This window comes from Candidatus Kapaibacterium thiocyanatum, assembly GCA_001899175.1.
GTDB lineage: Bacteria > Bacteroidota > Ignavibacteria > Kapaibacteriales > Kapaibacteriaceae > Kapaibacterium > Kapaibacterium thiocyanatum.
Genome location: MKVH01000013.1, coordinates 210,921 through 225,917, shown reverse-complemented (window position 1 = coordinate 225,917; position 14,997 = coordinate 210,921). Strand labels below are relative to the sequence as shown.

14 protein-coding genes are annotated in these 14,997 nt (G+C 59.7%); 5 read left to right on the top strand and 9 right to left on the bottom strand.

Annotated features, from left to right (window positions below):
* Positions 1-350 precede the first annotated feature (350 nt).
* The 6 genes from BGO89_02840 to BGO89_02815 all read right to left on the bottom strand — a co-directional run bounded on the left by BGO89_02840 (position 351) and on the right by BGO89_02815 (position 7,437).
* Entirely contained in the window at positions 351-2,183 is a 1,833-nt protein-coding gene (locus BGO89_02840) for a hypothetical protein (GenBank protein ID OJX59368.1), read from the bottom strand.
* A 4-nt stretch (positions 2,184-2,187) separates the two neighbouring features.
* Positions 2,188-2,649, bottom strand: a complete 462-nt coding sequence (locus tag BGO89_02835) for a hypothetical protein (protein OJX59367.1) — start codon at positions 2,647-2,649, stop codon at positions 2,188-2,190.
* 218 nt (positions 2,650-2,867) lie between these two features.
* A complete protein-coding gene (locus BGO89_02830; GenBank protein OJX59366.1) occupies positions 2,868-3,341 on the bottom strand; it encodes an NAD(P)H-dependent oxidoreductase subunit E in 474 nt (157 codons plus the stop codon).
* Positions 3,342-3,397: 56 nt separating this feature from the next.
* Entirely contained in the window at positions 3,398-4,294 is an 897-nt protein-coding gene (locus tag BGO89_02825) for a squalene synthase HpnD (GenBank protein ID OJX59365.1), read from the bottom strand.
* Positions 4,294-5,091 carry a hypothetical protein gene (locus BGO89_02820; protein ID OJX59431.1) on the bottom strand — a complete coding sequence of 266 codons (798 nt, stop codon included), beginning with the start codon at positions 5,089-5,091 and terminating at the stop codon, positions 4,294-4,296. The genes BGO89_02825 and BGO89_02820 overlap by 1 nt, the downstream gene beginning before the upstream one ends.
* Positions 5,092-5,274: 183 nt before the next feature.
* Complete coding sequence (locus tag BGO89_02815; GenBank protein ID OJX59364.1) at positions 5,275-7,437, bottom strand: hypothetical protein; 2,163 nt, start codon at positions 7,435-7,437, stop codon at positions 5,275-5,277.
* Between the two features lie 132 nt (positions 7,438-7,569).
* Here BGO89_02815 and BGO89_02810 point away from each other — a divergent pair, with 132 nt between their 5' ends.
* From BGO89_02810 to BGO89_02800, 3 genes are read left to right on the top strand one after another with little or no spacing between them, the layout of a single operon-like run.
* A complete protein-coding gene (locus BGO89_02810; GenBank protein ID OJX59363.1) occupies positions 7,570-8,415 on the top strand; it encodes a hypothetical protein in 846 nt (281 codons plus the stop codon).
* Positions 8,416-8,474: 59 nt separating this feature from the next.
* Entirely contained in the window at positions 8,475-9,326 is an 852-nt protein-coding gene (locus tag BGO89_02805) for a hypothetical protein (protein ID OJX59430.1), read from the top strand.
* A gap of 46 nt (positions 9,327-9,372) precedes the next feature.
* Entirely contained in the window at positions 9,373-9,693 is a 321-nt protein-coding gene (locus BGO89_02800; GenBank protein OJX59429.1) for a hypothetical protein, read from the top strand.
* Between the two features lie 4 nt (positions 9,694-9,697).
* Here BGO89_02800 and BGO89_02795 read toward each other — a convergent pair whose 3' ends face one another.
* Complete coding sequence (locus BGO89_02795; protein OJX59362.1) at positions 9,698-10,186, bottom strand: phosphohistidine phosphatase SixA; 489 nt, start codon at positions 10,184-10,186, stop codon at positions 9,698-9,700.
* 1 nt (position 10,187) lies between these two features.
* Positions 10,188-10,928 carry a hypothetical protein gene (locus BGO89_02790; GenBank protein ID OJX59361.1) on the bottom strand — a complete coding sequence of 247 codons (741 nt, stop codon included), beginning with the start codon at positions 10,926-10,928 and terminating at the stop codon, positions 10,188-10,190.
* 48 nt (positions 10,929-10,976) lie between these two features.
* Here BGO89_02790 and BGO89_02785 point away from each other — a divergent pair, with 48 nt between their 5' ends.
* Positions 10,977-11,972: a hypothetical protein gene (locus tag BGO89_02785; GenBank protein ID OJX59360.1), complete on the top strand. Its 996-nt coding sequence runs from the start codon at positions 10,977-10,979 to the stop codon at positions 11,970-11,972.
* 102 nt (positions 11,973-12,074) lie between these two features.
* Here BGO89_02785 and BGO89_02780 read toward each other — a convergent pair whose 3' ends face one another.
* Complete coding sequence (locus tag BGO89_02780) at positions 12,075-13,409, bottom strand: L-lysine 6-transaminase (protein OJX59359.1); 1,335 nt, start codon at positions 13,407-13,409, stop codon at positions 12,075-12,077.
* Positions 13,410-13,632: 223 nt separating this feature from the next.
* Between BGO89_02780 and BGO89_02775 the strand changes: the two genes are divergently transcribed.
* A complete protein-coding gene (locus BGO89_02775) occupies positions 13,633-14,979 on the top strand; it encodes a hypothetical protein (GenBank protein ID OJX59358.1) in 1,347 nt (448 codons plus the stop codon).
* Positions 14,980-14,997: the final 18 nt, after the last annotated feature.

Sequence of the window (14,997 nt, the reverse complement as noted above, 5' to 3'; positions counted from 1 at the left end):
ATGGATGTCGAACCGACGGAGGGACGCGCTGATGAATACTGCATGGTTGCTGATACTCCTGTTATCCATGCCGGCAGGACCGCCATGGCCGGGTGCTGAAGGTACATCGGGCTCTGTGGTATGCGGAGCCTCGCTACGGGAAGAAGCCGATGTCGAATGTCTCCAATAAGGGGGTGTCAAGAGCTACCGTGGAACACGGACGTGCGCATCTCCACTACGTCTTCGAGGATTTCGCCGATACCGCGTCTGCCCGGAAGAACTATGCCGACCTCCTCCCGCAGAATCGGAAATCCCCGTCCCGGCATAGCCGGAACGGGGATCGAAGAACAGCGTCGGTGTGGACTACCCGATTACTGGACGATGAGCCGCTGTACGGCACGTTCGCCACGATCGGTCGTAAGCGTCACGAGGTACATTCCGGGTGTGACGCCCGGAAGCGTGAAGGCCAGTTGGCCCGTGCCAGCCCTGCGAGGCGAGTTCCGGACGAGGTCCGTGACCTTCGCACCGGTGAGATCGTGCAGCGCGATGCTGACGTTGCGATCCTCGGCGAGCGTGAACGACATCGTCGCACCACCGTCACTCGTCGGATTCGGGAAGACGCCCGTCGTTTCGACGGCACCGCTCGTTTCCCGCCACGTTTCCTGCAGGCCGGTGACAGCACCTGCCTTGACCTCGGGTTCATTCATCACGTCACGTCTGGACAGAACGATGATGCCGCCTCTCGCTGCCGGGGACCTGAGAACCTGGACGCGGCTGCGTACGTGCATCGACTTCGTCGATTTCGTCGTCGAATCCGTGACATTGATTCTCGTATCGATCTTGTACTGAAGTGGCTTCGCGTCCATGCGTTTGACGATGACGTGGGAGTTCGGCATCGTCGTCGTCGCCGAATCCACATCGATCTGTATATCGACGACCGAGTCCTTGCCGAAGCGTTTGATCATGAGACGGGTATTCGGCATCGTCTTCATGATGGAGTCGATCATCCGCTGCTTCGCCGGAAAGTCCTTCATGACGGAATCGATCCTCATCTGGATGTTCGGAAAGTCCTTCATGATCGAATCGACCTTCATCTGCATCATGGGCATATCCTTCATGACGGAATCGATCCTCATCTGGACGTTCGGGAAATCCTTCATGATGGAGTCGACCTTGGCGTCGAATTCCGGAGCATCGACCTCCAGTATATCTACAGGGGCAGGGATATCCTGGAGCAGATACGGGAGACTGTCCTTGTCGAAGACGATCTGTGAACTGTCGTCCATCATGTTCTTGAGCTGCTTCCGGAGTAGCTGCATATGCTTGGCCAGCGCAGGATCGTTCAGCTTGCCATCGAGTCGCTTCACCATGGACTTCATGTCCGACAGGCCGATGATGTCCTCCGTTTCGGCCATCGTACCGTCGTCGTTCCGGTGCTTCCGTCTGACCGTCATCTGACCGCCGTCGTCGGTCACATGGATATCCATTTCGAGGACTTCCTCGAGAGGCTTGACGAGGCTGTCCGGAAGCGACTTCATGAAGTCCTGCGTGGGCGGAAACCACATCAGGACATCGTCATCGCCGTTCTTCGCGGCGACGGGAATGAGGGTATTGGCATTGGCGATCGTGCCGTGCTGCAGGACAACGTGGCCGCGGCCATTGGCACTGGTGACCATGATGGGGCGAGGTGTGTTGTCCGAGCAGGCTCCGAATGCCGTCGGTACCTGCTCGATCGCCGTGGCGATCTGGCGCAGGCAGTCCTCCTTCAGGTCGAGGGCCAGGAGGATCGTGGCATCGGCTTCGAGGGCCGTAACGGGCGGAAGCGGGGGCATGGGCGGTGTCGGGGCCTCGGCAGGCCTCCCGACGGTCGTATGGCTGGTTTTCGTGGTGATCCTGTCGTCCGTATGGACGGGGGCGGCAAGGTTCGCCAGTTGTTCTGGAGCTTTCGTGGCCGGCATGACGCTGTCCACTGTGAGCTTCTTTCCGGTATCCGATCCATCGTGGATGATCAGGATGGAGGCACCGGCAGCGGCGGCGAGTGCGGCCGTGGATATGCCAAGTATCTTCGTCATCATCGTTGTGCCTTGTGGAATGGGGTTGGAGGGGAGATCCACCATGCGGCGCAGGTCCTCGGCTGAAACCGGCGACTGTTCGCCACGTGCGGCTGAGAAGTAGTCATCGAGTGTGCGGCGTTGCCTACGCATGGCTCTAGAGAATGGGATGGTGGATGATCATGGGTGCCGGTTCCTCCGGCACGTCGGCCTCGAGGCGGCGTGCGAGCGTCCGCCTGGCGCGCAGCAGGCGGGACTTCACACCGGAGAGTGTTCCGCCCTGTACGGTGCGGACCTCTTCGAGGCTCAGCCCGAGAACGTCGAACAGGACGACCGTCTCGCGCTGTTTATCCGGGAGCGTCTGAAGGGCCTGCCGCAGCAGTTCCACGTCGACCTGATGATCGGGTAGAGGATCGGCGTGCGGGATGGCCTCGGCGGCGGCGTCATCGTAGGTTCCGAACAGCGTCCTTCTCCATCGCTGTCGCCGGCGGATCCTGCTGGCGATCGTGAACAGGAAGGACATGAAGGCCTGACGATCCCTGAGCTTCGGGAAGGCCTGATGAGCCTGCAGTACCGTATCTCCGAGCAGGTCCTCGGCGTCGTGATGGGTCGGGCACATGGAGCGCACGAAACGCCATAGGGGATCCCTATGCGATTCCAACAGACGGAAGAACTCGTCGGTATGATCAGGTAAGGAGCTGTGCACGAAGGGTAGGTGACGCAAGGCCGGAAAAAGTTTCACGACGATGACGAAACGGGCCAAAAGCAACGAAGCCCGGCTCGGTCGAGCAGGGCTTCATGGGGTAGTCATTCGGATATCGGCGGGATGCGCCGGGATCATTTCCTCTGGGCGAGGAGCTGGTCGATCTGGGCGATCGTCGCATTCTCGAAGAAGTCCTCGTTGATCGCGACCATCGGAGCGCCGCCGCAGGCACCCATGCATTCCACTTCCTCGAGCGAGAAGGTGCCGTCGCTGGTGGCCTCGTTATGGCCGATTCCAAGACGTTCCTTCACGTGCTTGTAGATGGCCTCGCCGCCACGGAGCATGCAACTGACGTTCGTGCATACCTGGACGTGATGCTTGCCCATCGGCTTCTTGAAGTACATCGTGTAGAACGATGCCACACCGAGCACGTGCGAATAGGGAAGATTCATGACGTCGCCGATATACCGCATGACGTCCTCACTCAACCATCCCCATTTCTTCTGCGCCATCCACAGGACGGGCATGATGGCCGCCTTGGGGTCGGGATACTTCGCTTTCAGTGCATCGATCGACGTGAGTTCTTCTGCGGTAAAGGCGATGGACATGGCATTGTTCCGTGGGTTGAAGCATCCGAAAATACGAAAGCGGTGGCTTACTTTCCCTAGCTGCCCGGCCGAATTCTCTTCACGAAGAGCTTGCTCGACAGCCAGATGCGGAAGGCCGTGATGAACTTGTGCGTGGCCGACACCCGGATCCTGCGCGTGTAGACGCGATATCCGTGCAGTTCGATCTTCTCCAGGAGGCGATAGTAGATGGCGTCCATGATCTCCGCCGCCACCATCGTGAGCCGCTCGTCTGGCCGCAGCATGGTACGGGCCTTGTGATAGTATTCCCGCGCGCGCCGTGCCTGGAATTCCATCAAGGCCACGAAGTTCTCGTTGTAGACCTCGTTGACGAGGTCTTCCTCGCTGTACCTGAAGCGGTCGAGGTCTTCCTGGGGAAGGTAGATGTAGCCCCGGTCCTTGTCCTGTTTCACGTCACGCAGGATATTGGTGAGCTGCAGGGCATAGCCGAGGTTGATGGCGTACTGACGGGTGTCCTCGTGCTTGTAGCCGAAGATTTCTATGCTGATGAGCCCCACGGCACTGGCCACACTGTAGCAATATTCCTTGAGCTCGGCGAAGGTCCGGTAGCGACGCTGGACGAGGTCCCGCTCGCATCCGTCGATCACCGTGAGGAGATGCTGCTTGGGGATGTTGAACCTGTTGATGACGTGGGCCAGGCGCTTGAGACGGACGTGGGGCTCCTCGCCGGTATAGCAGCGTTCGATCTCCGTGCGCCACCACTGCAGCCGTTGCCGCTTGTGCTGGATGACGTCCGGATCGAGCGACGGTACGTCGTCCACGATGTCGTCGATATGACGGCAGAAGGCATAGACGATATTGATGGCTTCCCGTTCCTCCTTCGGGAGGAAGGAGAACGAATAGTAGAAGCTCGTCGTGCCTTCCTTCGGGTCGGGTGACAGCTCTTCGATATCGGTGAATACGTAATTGCTCATTATCTGTATCGTGGACGCCAGCGTCCTGTAATCACTCTTCCGAGAATACGAAGATAATCACCAGTTCCGAGCGCAGGTCTCGCATGGAACAGGGCCGTGTCCATCTCCACGCAACGGTCGAGCATGGCCATGCCTCCAGCGATGATGGTCTTGAGCTCCAGACGCAGGCGCAGGCTCCGGACATGGTCGACGACCGAAGCTCCGGAGACGAAGAAGTCGCGTGTACGTTGGAAGGCCTGCCGCAGCGCCTCGGCATCGCCGACCTCCTTCCGTAGCGCGGCGGGCAGGTAGTCGCGTCCACGAGGACGGTCGACGGAGATATCCTGCCAGAAATTGACGAGCTGCAGTCCGGTGCAGACCGCATCCGATGCGACTCCCGCTTGCGGCGTCCATGAGCCGGAGATACGCAGGACGAGTTCACCGACGGGATCGGCGGAATTCCTGCAATAGGCATCGACGTCGTCCCACGTCTGCAGGGTCGTGAAGAGGACGTCCTGTCTGAACGCTGCGATCAGTGCATGCAAGGGCTCGACGGGAAGGGCACAGGCCCGTATTGTATGGGAGAGGGCGACGAGGATGGCATTGCCCCTATCGACGGGACCGGCAGCTGCGGCATCGGCCAGGGCGTCCATATCCGTCAGGCCCGCCAGACGTTCGCCGATCGACGTCGTCCAGGGTTCATCACCGATATCGTCACCGACCCTGCTGAAGGCATAGACGGCGCTGACGTGCCGGCGCATGTGCGGAGGAAGCAGGACGCTCGCTACGGGAAAATTCTCGTAGTGCGAGGTCGCCAGATCCATGCACCAGGCATAGGCGGCATCGGCCGAAGCGACGTCCGGGCATGTGCTGAGAGGATGGTTCGACGTCATGGGCGATCATGTTCCTGCAAAAAGAAAGGGCATCGGTTGGAGAGCCGTTGTCACGGTATCTCGTCGCCAATGCCCTTCGAAGTTTCACGACGCACGAGGCGTCATGGATCAGTTGCGCTTGTTACGTTCGTCCTTGATCTCGGAGTTCTCACGGACCTTGTTGAACCAGGCATAGTATGCCGTTCCGCGGGTACGCGTGGCGAGGTTCTGGATCACTGCCGTCTTCTCCGATGCAAAGCGGCCCATGTCGGCTGCCGTACGGTTCGTGACCTGGACGATGTACCAACCTCGTTCGCCGCGGACGGGCTTGCCGACGGAACCGATCGGTTGCGTGTAGGCCGCTTGCGTCACGGCATATTCCGTGCCGATGCCCTGGAGCTGGCCGTTGTTACGGACCTGGGTGAGGACGCGGGCTTCGAGGGTGGGGTCGATGGTATTGGCGCCGTCGACGCTACCGGCCGACTGCAGGGAGGAGGCGATCTGTTCGGCCTTGCTCTTCAGCATGTCGATCTTCTTGCGGATGGCCAGCTTGCGGATGATTTCCTCGCGTACGTCTTCGAACGGCTTGATGCCGGGTTCGCGCGTGTCGGTGACCTGGGCGACGATCATGCCGTAGCCCTTGGTTTCCTGGCGGAGGACGCTGCCCTTGTCGTTATCGAAGGCGAACTGCGTGATGGCGCGGGAGCCGAGGATCGGCGTCGTCTCCTGGAAGACGGGCGTTTCCACGACCTTGACCTTCAGTTGCTTGCCCATGTCGTCGATCGGCGTGCCGGCTTCGATCGTCTTCTCGGCGCGTGATGCCTCGGCCATGATGCGTTGCTTCGTGGCCGTGCTGATCGTTGGCTTGATCGTGATCTCGGAATACTTCAGTTCCGTGCTCTGCTTGTCCGTGACCTTGATGATGTGGTAGCCGAACTGCGTTTCGATGGGGCCGACGACGGAACCGATGGCTGCACCGAATGCCGCGTCTTCGAAGGGCTTGACCATGCGCCCCTTGGCGAAGAAGCCGAGGTCGCCGCCATTCATCGCCGAACCGGGATCCTTCGAATTCTCACGAGCGAGCGTCGCGAAGTCCTCACCCTTCTTCGCACGGGCCATGATCTTCTCTGCGGCAGCCTTGGCGGAGTCCTTGCCGCCGTCGAGATTGATCAGGATGTGGCTTGCGCGGACGACGGGGCTGGCGCCTTCGCGGCGGCCATCGAGGCGCATGTACTTCGTGCCTTCGGGCGTCGAGAGGGGACCGAACACTTCACGTTCCTGAAGGGACATGAGCGCGGTATTGAGATTCGGGTCGAGTTCGCTGACGCTCGTGAAGTCCTTGGTCGTACCGTTCAGGCGGACCATTTCGGCCGTGAAGGCGGAGTCCTTGGCTTCGATGGTCGGCAGCGTGGTGAAGATCTCCATGAGCTTCTTCGAGCGGTCGATGGCGGCGGCCGTGTCCTTGCCCGACGCGATGATCGGGAAGGCCATGTACTTGATCTTGCGGCCGCGCTTCTGCTCGTAGAATTCCTTGTTCTGCTCGTAGTAGGCCTTGGCTTCGTCGTCGCTGATCTTCGCTTCGGCGTCGGGAATGCGCATGGCATCGAGAGCCACGACCTTGATGTCGGCGGCGCTGTTGTCCGTCTGATAGTTCAGTTCGGCGTAGGTGGGGGAGACGACGCTCGCCGTGGCGCCGACGGCCGTACGCAGCGCTTCGTCGAGCTTGAACTTGCGGATGTCGTCCTCGACGTCGATGAGCTGCTTCTTGAAGAGCGCCACCTGGCGTTCCACTTCCTCTTCCGGCATCTTCTGGCTACGGAGGATGTTGCCCAGGCTTTCGGGATCCGTCATGAGCTGCAGATACTGATCGCGCATGAAACGGCCCGTTGAATCGCGGAAGCCCTGCTGGAGATAATCCGGCGGGTTGATGAGCATCACGTCGGTGATTTCCTGGTCCGTGATCACGATGCCGAGCTTCTCGGCTTCCTGCTTCCGGATGATTTCGTTGACGAGTTCATCCCAGACCTGCTGACGCAATGCTTCGTCGTCGACCTCGGCATTGGGATTGGCTTGCTTCTGCCGTTCCGTCATCGCGCGTACGCGCAACTCGTACTCGGCAAGCGTGATCTTCGTACCGTTCACCGTGCCAACGACTGTGTTGGCTGCGCCCTGCTGGGACGAACGCATGGTGCTGCAGCTCGAGTCCTGTATCACCATGAAGACGATGAACAGAACTGCCACGACGGCAAGAAATAAAGGAGAGATCTGGCGAATCCTGGTGATGGCACCCATGGGCGACGAAACTCCGGCAAATGACGTAGACAACGACTAGTCAACAGCTTACGAAGCGGCAAAACTACTGCGTAGCGATCAATTTTACCAATGCTGGTTTTACAGCCTCTCCGAAAGCACGATCTTTGCCGCATGACGTCACTCGACACCCGCCATCTCGACCTTCGCATCGTGCCCGTGGAGCAGTTGTTCCTGCACGAGGAAACCGACCCCGACCGCGTCAATCGACTGAGAACGTCGATGGAACGCGACGGCATCCTGCGCAATCCTCCCATCGTCGCCGAAGTCCCGGGCTCTTCTCCGATACGCTACGTCGTACTCGACGGTGCGACCCGAACCACGGCCACACGGGCCATCGGTTGCCACGATATCCTGGTACAGGTCGTTCCGTACGACATGACCGTGATCCGCCTCGAGGCATGGTACCACCTTCTCCGCGACAATGCGGCACGTACCGTCCTCGATCATCTCGGGCATCTCGACGGCGCGGTGGTGACCATGACGACCGTGGCCGAAGCGGAAGCGGCACTCGCCGCCAACGAAGCGGCGGCAGCCATCATGGAAACGCCGGAACGGACGCATCTGCTCACGAAGGCCAGCGCCGAGACCTCGGTGCCGCACATCCTCCGTCAGCTGGTCCGTCTCTACGGCGGCTTCGGAGAGATTCACCGGATCGTCAACGACGACCTCCAGGCCACGATCCGTCGTGCCGAAGGCTGCCCGGCCATCGTCCTGTTCCCGGCCTGGCGCGAGGCCGATATCCTTCGTGCCGCCGCCGAAGGCGATCTGCTTCCCGCAGGGATCACACGCCACGTCATTCCCGGACGGGCACTGAACGTGAACATCTCGCTGGACATGCTGGACATCGCCGCTCCGATCGAGGAGAAGAATGCCTGGCTGCAGCGCTGGCTCACGGCCAAGGTCACCGGCAAGAAGGCCCGCTATTATCATGAGCCGGTCTTCGTCTTCGACGATTGATGGTCATTGGCGGACGGATACTCAATAATGAATGAAATGCATAACGAAGGAATGGAATGATGAAGATCGGCAACTATACCATCGATCTGGTGGACACCGGATCGTTCGGCCTCGACGGGGGGGCGATGTTCGGCGTCGTACCGAAGGCCCTGTGGACCCGCGCCTATACCGATCCGGACGACAGGAACAGGATTCCGATGGTCTCCCGTTGTCTGCTGCTGCGTTCGGATGAACGGACGATCCTCGTCGATACGGGCAACAGCCCGCAGACGCCAGCGAAGCAGCAGGACATCTACGGGATGGAGTTCGCCACGGCCTCGCTCGAGCGTTCGCTCGAAGCGCTGGGGGTGGGAGTGGGCGACGTCACCGACGTCATCCTGACGCACCTGCATTTCGACCATGCCGGTGGTGCCGTCACGCAAGGAGAACACGGTGCTCTCGCACCGCGATTCCCGAATGCCTGGTACCATGTCCAGCGTGAGCAATGGGAATGGGCCCTGGCTCCTTCCGAAAAGGATCGCGCCTCGTTCGTAGCCGACCAGTTCGTGCCGCTGCAGGAACATGGCCGCCTGACCCTTCTCGAAGGTCCGGGCGAACTGTTCCCGATGATTCACGTCGATCCGCTGTTCGGTCATACGTTCGGCATGCAGAGCGTACGGATCAGCGACGGTACCACGACGCTCTTCTACCCCGCGGACCTCATGCCGACCGGCGCACACGCGCCAGTACCCTACGTCATGGCATACGACTGTCAGCCGCTCGTGTCCATCGCCGAGAAGAAGCGGATCCTGCCGCAGATCATCGACGAGGAATGGATCGTCGTCTTCGAACACGATGCACTGCGCTCCGCCGCACGTATCGTGATGGGGAACAAGGGACCGGAGCTCCGCGATGCGTTTCCCATGGCATGAAGCGGAGACACGGGACGTCGGTGGTCGTGTCTATCGCAAGGTCTGTCTGAGTGTCGACGTCACGGAACGGCGAGGATATCGGGTCGACATCGATCTCGAGCATTCGATCGCCATCTTCCGTGTCGATGGAATCGTACGGGCCGTGAGCAACATCTGTCCGCACAAGCATGCGGCATTGATCGCCGAGGGTCTGGTCGTCGACGGCACGGTGCAGTGTCCTCTGCACGGGTGGACGTATTCCATCGTCACGGGCGAGCCGTTGATCGGCAGCTCGCGGTTACCGTTGTACGACGTTCACGAAGAGAATGGCGAGGTCTGGTTGGCCGAGCCCGAAGAGCATGTACCGGCCTGGATGAAGGCCCTCTGATCTCTCAGATGATCCGGCGGGCGAGATTGGCGGACAGCATTCCCTGAAGTATACCGAAACGCCGGCGCTTCGATTCCAGTGCAAGCACGATGCATGTGGCGGGAGCCATCATCAGGGACGATGCAGGGCTTCCGGTATAGCGTTCGACGAGCTCCGCGACGACGGGCATGTGGGCGACGAGGATCAGGGAGGAGGCGTCTGCTTCGTCGATGACTTCCATCATATCGGCCACGGTACGGTCCGCATTCAACCTGTTATCGACCGACACGTTCACGGCGGCGAAGGCGGACGATACCGCAGCGGCCGTCCGTTGCGCCCTCACGTATTCGCTGCTCACGATGACGGGGATGTCGTTGAGCATGCGGTGCAGGACGATACCCATCAGGTCCGCTTCCTCGATTCCGTCGGCCGTAAGATCCCGGTCGCGGTCACGTCCGTTCGCTGCCTTGGCCTCGGCCGTGGCATGGCGCATGACGATGAGTTGTTGCATCATCCTACTTGACGATCGTGATGGAAATGGCCGTACCGCTGGGAACGACGGAGTCGGCGCGTGGTGTCTGCGAAATCACGGTGCGTGGGTCGAAGGCACCGCTCGATGACTCTGCGATGATGCCGAGCTGGAGCCCCGACTGCTCGAGAGCCTGGCGTGCTTCGTCCACACTCATTCCGAAGACGTCGGGTACGTGGATGCCGTTCGGCCCCTGGCTGACGACGACGTCGATCGAACCGCCGTACGGTAGCTGGGCGTCCACCGGAATGCCCTGTGCGAGCACACGGTTCGATGCGATGGAATCACTGTATTCATATGAGATGTTGCCCATGTTCAGGCCCAGCCGCATCAGGGTCAGACGCGCATCACGCAGATTCACGCCGGAAAGGTCCGGTACGCGAACGGTTTCGATGCCCTTGCTCACCGTGAGGTAGACACGCCGGCCTTCCTTGACCGTCGCCCCGGGATAGGGGTTCTGCGACATGATCCGGCCCTTCACCACCTTGTCGCTGTACTGCTCGCGGACGTCCATCACCTGGAGTCCGAGCCCCTGGAGTTGCTGGCGAACCGCATCGATGTCCTTGCCCACGACGTTCGGGAGCTGGATGACTTCCGTGGAACTGACGATGAGCGGCAGTACGAACTGATCCACGATGATGCCGATGGACAGGAGGCCGGCCACCACGCAGGCAATGGTGACGTACGTACGTTTCCACGTGACGGGATGGTGGGCTGCAGTGGACATGGCCCAAATATAGCGTTTGCAACGACCACGGATGCGTAGCTTTGAACTATGGATTCCGAACTAGCCCTTGCCTATCGTCGTGCGACCGATGCCCTCACCTACGTCGAGCGATGCATCATCACCACGCACGTCAATCCCGACGGAGACGCCGTCGGCAGTGCACTTGCGACCTGGCACACGCTGAAGGCACTCGGTGCCTCGGTTACCGTCATCCTTCCGAGTCCGGCTCCGGTGAACATGCTGTGGATGCCCGGCGCCACGGATATGGAAGTCTATTCTCCGTCTGCACACGATGCCCTGATCCACAGCGTGGATACGATCATCGTCCTCGACCTGAATACGCTGAAACGACTGGACACGCTCGGTGCCGCCATCGCTTCGTCCGCGGCGAAGATCATCAACATCGATCACCATACGATGCCGGATGCCTTCGCCCATATCCAGGTCGTCGATACGGATGCAGCGGCGACGTGCGACATGCTCGTTCCCATCCTGTTGCCCCATGCAGGCGCCGCGATGAGGGCGGTCAGCGTATGTCTCTACACCGGCATCATGACCGATACGGGAGGCTTCCGTTTTCCGCGGACGACGTCGGAGCTTCATCGACGCGTTGCCACGCTCATCGACGGTGGTGCGGATCCGGTCCGTGCATACGAGGAAGTGTTCAATCAATCCGGTATCGAACGTACGCGGATGCTCGGACAGGCCCTCACGAGTCTGAAGACATTCTATGACGGCAGGCTTTGCGTCATGGTCATCACACGCAACGATCTGAAGACGCATCGTTGCAGTGTGGACGACGTCGAAGGCTATGTCCATCATACGCTCGCCATCGCCGGAGTCCGTATGGGTGTGATGATCGTCGAGCTCGACGGCATGATCAAATGTTCGTTCCGGTCGAAAGGCGACACCTACGTGCGCGATCTCGCCGCCTCCTTCGGGGGTGGGGGACACGTCTATGCCGCCGGGGCGCGCATCAAGGGTGTCGGTCTCGACCAGGCCGTTCGCGATGTCGTCGCCGCTGCGGAGCGGTATCTCCAGTGAACGGATAGATGTTCCCGAACGGAGATCCAGGAACCCTGAAACGAAGAAGGGGCTCGTACCGGTATGGTACGAGCCCCTTGTCGTATGGCGACGGGGCGTTCGTCAGAGCAGCTTGCGGATGATGTCCAGGCCCTTGTCGACGAGTTCGGTGGTGATGTTCAGTGCGGGACGGAAGCGGACGCTTCTCGTGCCGCTGCCCACGAGGAGCAGGCCGTTATCGTAGGCCTTGTCCAGGAAGGTCTTCCGTGATGCCGTATCCGGAAGGTCGAAGGCGCAGAACAGACCGAGACCACGAACGTTCGTCACGTCGGGATGTGTCGCGGCAAGATCGTGCAGGGACTTCTTCAGATGCGCACCGACCTTCGCCGCATTGTCCACGAGGTTATCTTCGGAGATAATTTCAAGATACCTGGTAACGCGGACCATGTCGACGAGGCTGCCGCCCCATGTGGAATTGATGCGGCTCGGTACGTGGAAGGCATTGTCGGGCACTTCGTCCACACGCGGTCCTGCCAGCACACCGCATACCTGCATTTTCTTGCCGAAGGACATGAGGTCGGGCTTCACGCCGATCGCTTCATGGGCCCACATGCGTCCGGACATCCCCACACCCGTCTGCACTTCGTCGAAGATCAGGAGGAAGTCGTTGTCGTCGGCCAGTGTCCTGAGCGATTGCAGGAATTCGGGACGGAAGTGATTGTCCCCACCTTCGCCCTGGATGGGTTCGATGATCAGGGCGGCGATGTCGTCGGGGTTGTCGACGAGGGCTTGTTTGATCTGGCGTATCGCGAGCTCCTCCTGACGGATGACCTGTTCCAGCACCTGATCCGTGACGGGGAAGGACAGGAAGGGCGATACGACGCGCGGCCATTCGAAACGGGGGAAGTATGCCGTCTTCGTGGGATCCGTATTCGTCAGCGCGAGGCAGTAACCGGAACGTCCGTGGAAGGCACGTTCGAAGTGCAGGACCTTGTGTCCTTTCTCGGCGCGATGTCCCTTCGCGAAGTTCTTGCGTACCTTCCAGTCGAAGGCGATCTTCAGGGCATTCTCCACCGCGAGCGTACCGCCATCGATGAAGAAGCTGTACTTGAAGTGGGAAGGAACGGCCAGTTCGAAGAACGTCATGACGAACGTCGCCTGCCAGGTGTTATAGATATCCGAATTCGACGGCTTGTTCAGGGCGGCACGTCCGAGGAATTCGATGAAGGCGGGATCCGTCATCTTCGGATGGTTCATCCCGATCGGCATGGAGGCGATGCACGTGAAGAAGTCGAGGAACTCCTTGCCGGAACGGGCTTCGACGAAGTATGCATCGTGACTCCGCTCGAGATCGACGACGTGGTCGAAGCCATCGACGAGCATATACCGACGCAAGGTTTCGAGGACCTGATCGGGCGCGACGTCGAAGCGGGGAGTGTATCCAGATGTAGTGGGCATAACGTTCATTCCTTTCATTTTCCGGGCGAATAGTCGGTGTGCAAAACTACGGAAAGCCCCCGACAGGGAACCTCTGCACGAGATGAAGCGTCCCTGCGTCGGTGTTCTTGTTGTCGAAACGAAAAACTTGGTATATATTCGACGATTCGGGTGAGGCACTCGAAACATCACGTAACGTTCAGCAGCATAACGTTCAATCAACCATCCGGGGATAGGAGTCGCAATGACAGCGAACGCACACAAGCCGAACAAGGCTGGGATACAACATACTTTGGTGTTCCTCGCTCTTCTCGTCGTCTTGTCGTACGGGGCATACTCGTTCATCATTCCGCGCGTAGTGGAAGGCGCAGTGTTGGCACTGTTCCAACCCCACGACAAGAAGTTGAAGGACAACTTCAAGGAAGTGCAGCCGCACTTGTTTGCCGTGGTCACGGACAAGTTCACCGGAACGGTACCCTCGAACGAGAAGCTCAAGCAGTACATCAAGACCGATTATATCTTCGACTTCACCTCGGCCACGCGTGAGGAAGCCCTCGATGGATATACAAAGGGCGCCGGCGAGTGGATCATGAAGGCCAATGGTGAAGGTGGTCTCGGGGAATCGGCCATCATCATCGAGCCGATCCTCGGCTTCACGGTACTATCCATCGTACTCGGGTTCGGCCTCGCCATCGTCGTCACCTTCTTCCTCCCGTCCGGCATCGGCTACATGGCCCAGAAGGTGGAACGGGAAATCCATCACACGAAGGACAAGATCCGTCTCCAGACGGGATTCTCGACGGAAATCGTCGACCTCCTCACGATGCCGGATCACGACCTTGCCGCCCTCGAACCCCATCAGGTGCGCAGCGCGTTCAAGTTCGTATGGGACCGTACGTCGGTGGATGACGAGGACGTCGCAGCACAACACGGCAAGCGTATCATCCGCTTCGAAGAAGTCTTCGCTCCGGACGTCGACATCGTGATGTTCCGTAACGAAGTGCTCTATCTCCGCCTGAAGGAATTCTTCAGCGACTTCGTCCTGAAGGAAATCCAGGACACGACGAACGGTATCATCTGGAGCCGTAACCGTCTGGCCTTCTTCAAGGGTCTGCGTCTGTACATGGCGCACCACTTCACGGAGAAGTATTCGAACAACGTGACGGGCTTCGCCTACTTCGGTGCCGCCATCCTCATCGTCATCATCGGTGTTCGCGGTCTGAAGTTCATCCCGGCCACGAAGCCGTCGCTCATCCTTGCGGCCATCTCCCTCGAAGGTTCGCTCCTCGCCCTTCTCGCCTTCGGTCTCGTCTATACGGAAGAAGAAGAACGTATGGACAAGATGCTGAAGAAGATGGAAGACGCGAACAAGAACCAGCTCGAAACCATGAAGGACGTATCGCAGGACATGCACTCCCTCGCAGGAGCCCTGGTCGGCGAAACGTCGGAGCTCATCAAGCGCAAGGTGGAAGAAGCCATCGCTGAATCGCTCGCGAGTGACGACAACGTCAAGCGCGTCGTTTCCGACAAGGTCGCCGAGAAGATCATCATCGCCATGCGCGAATCCTTCCCGGGCGGTCAGCGCTCGTAACTTTTCGGCAAATAAAAC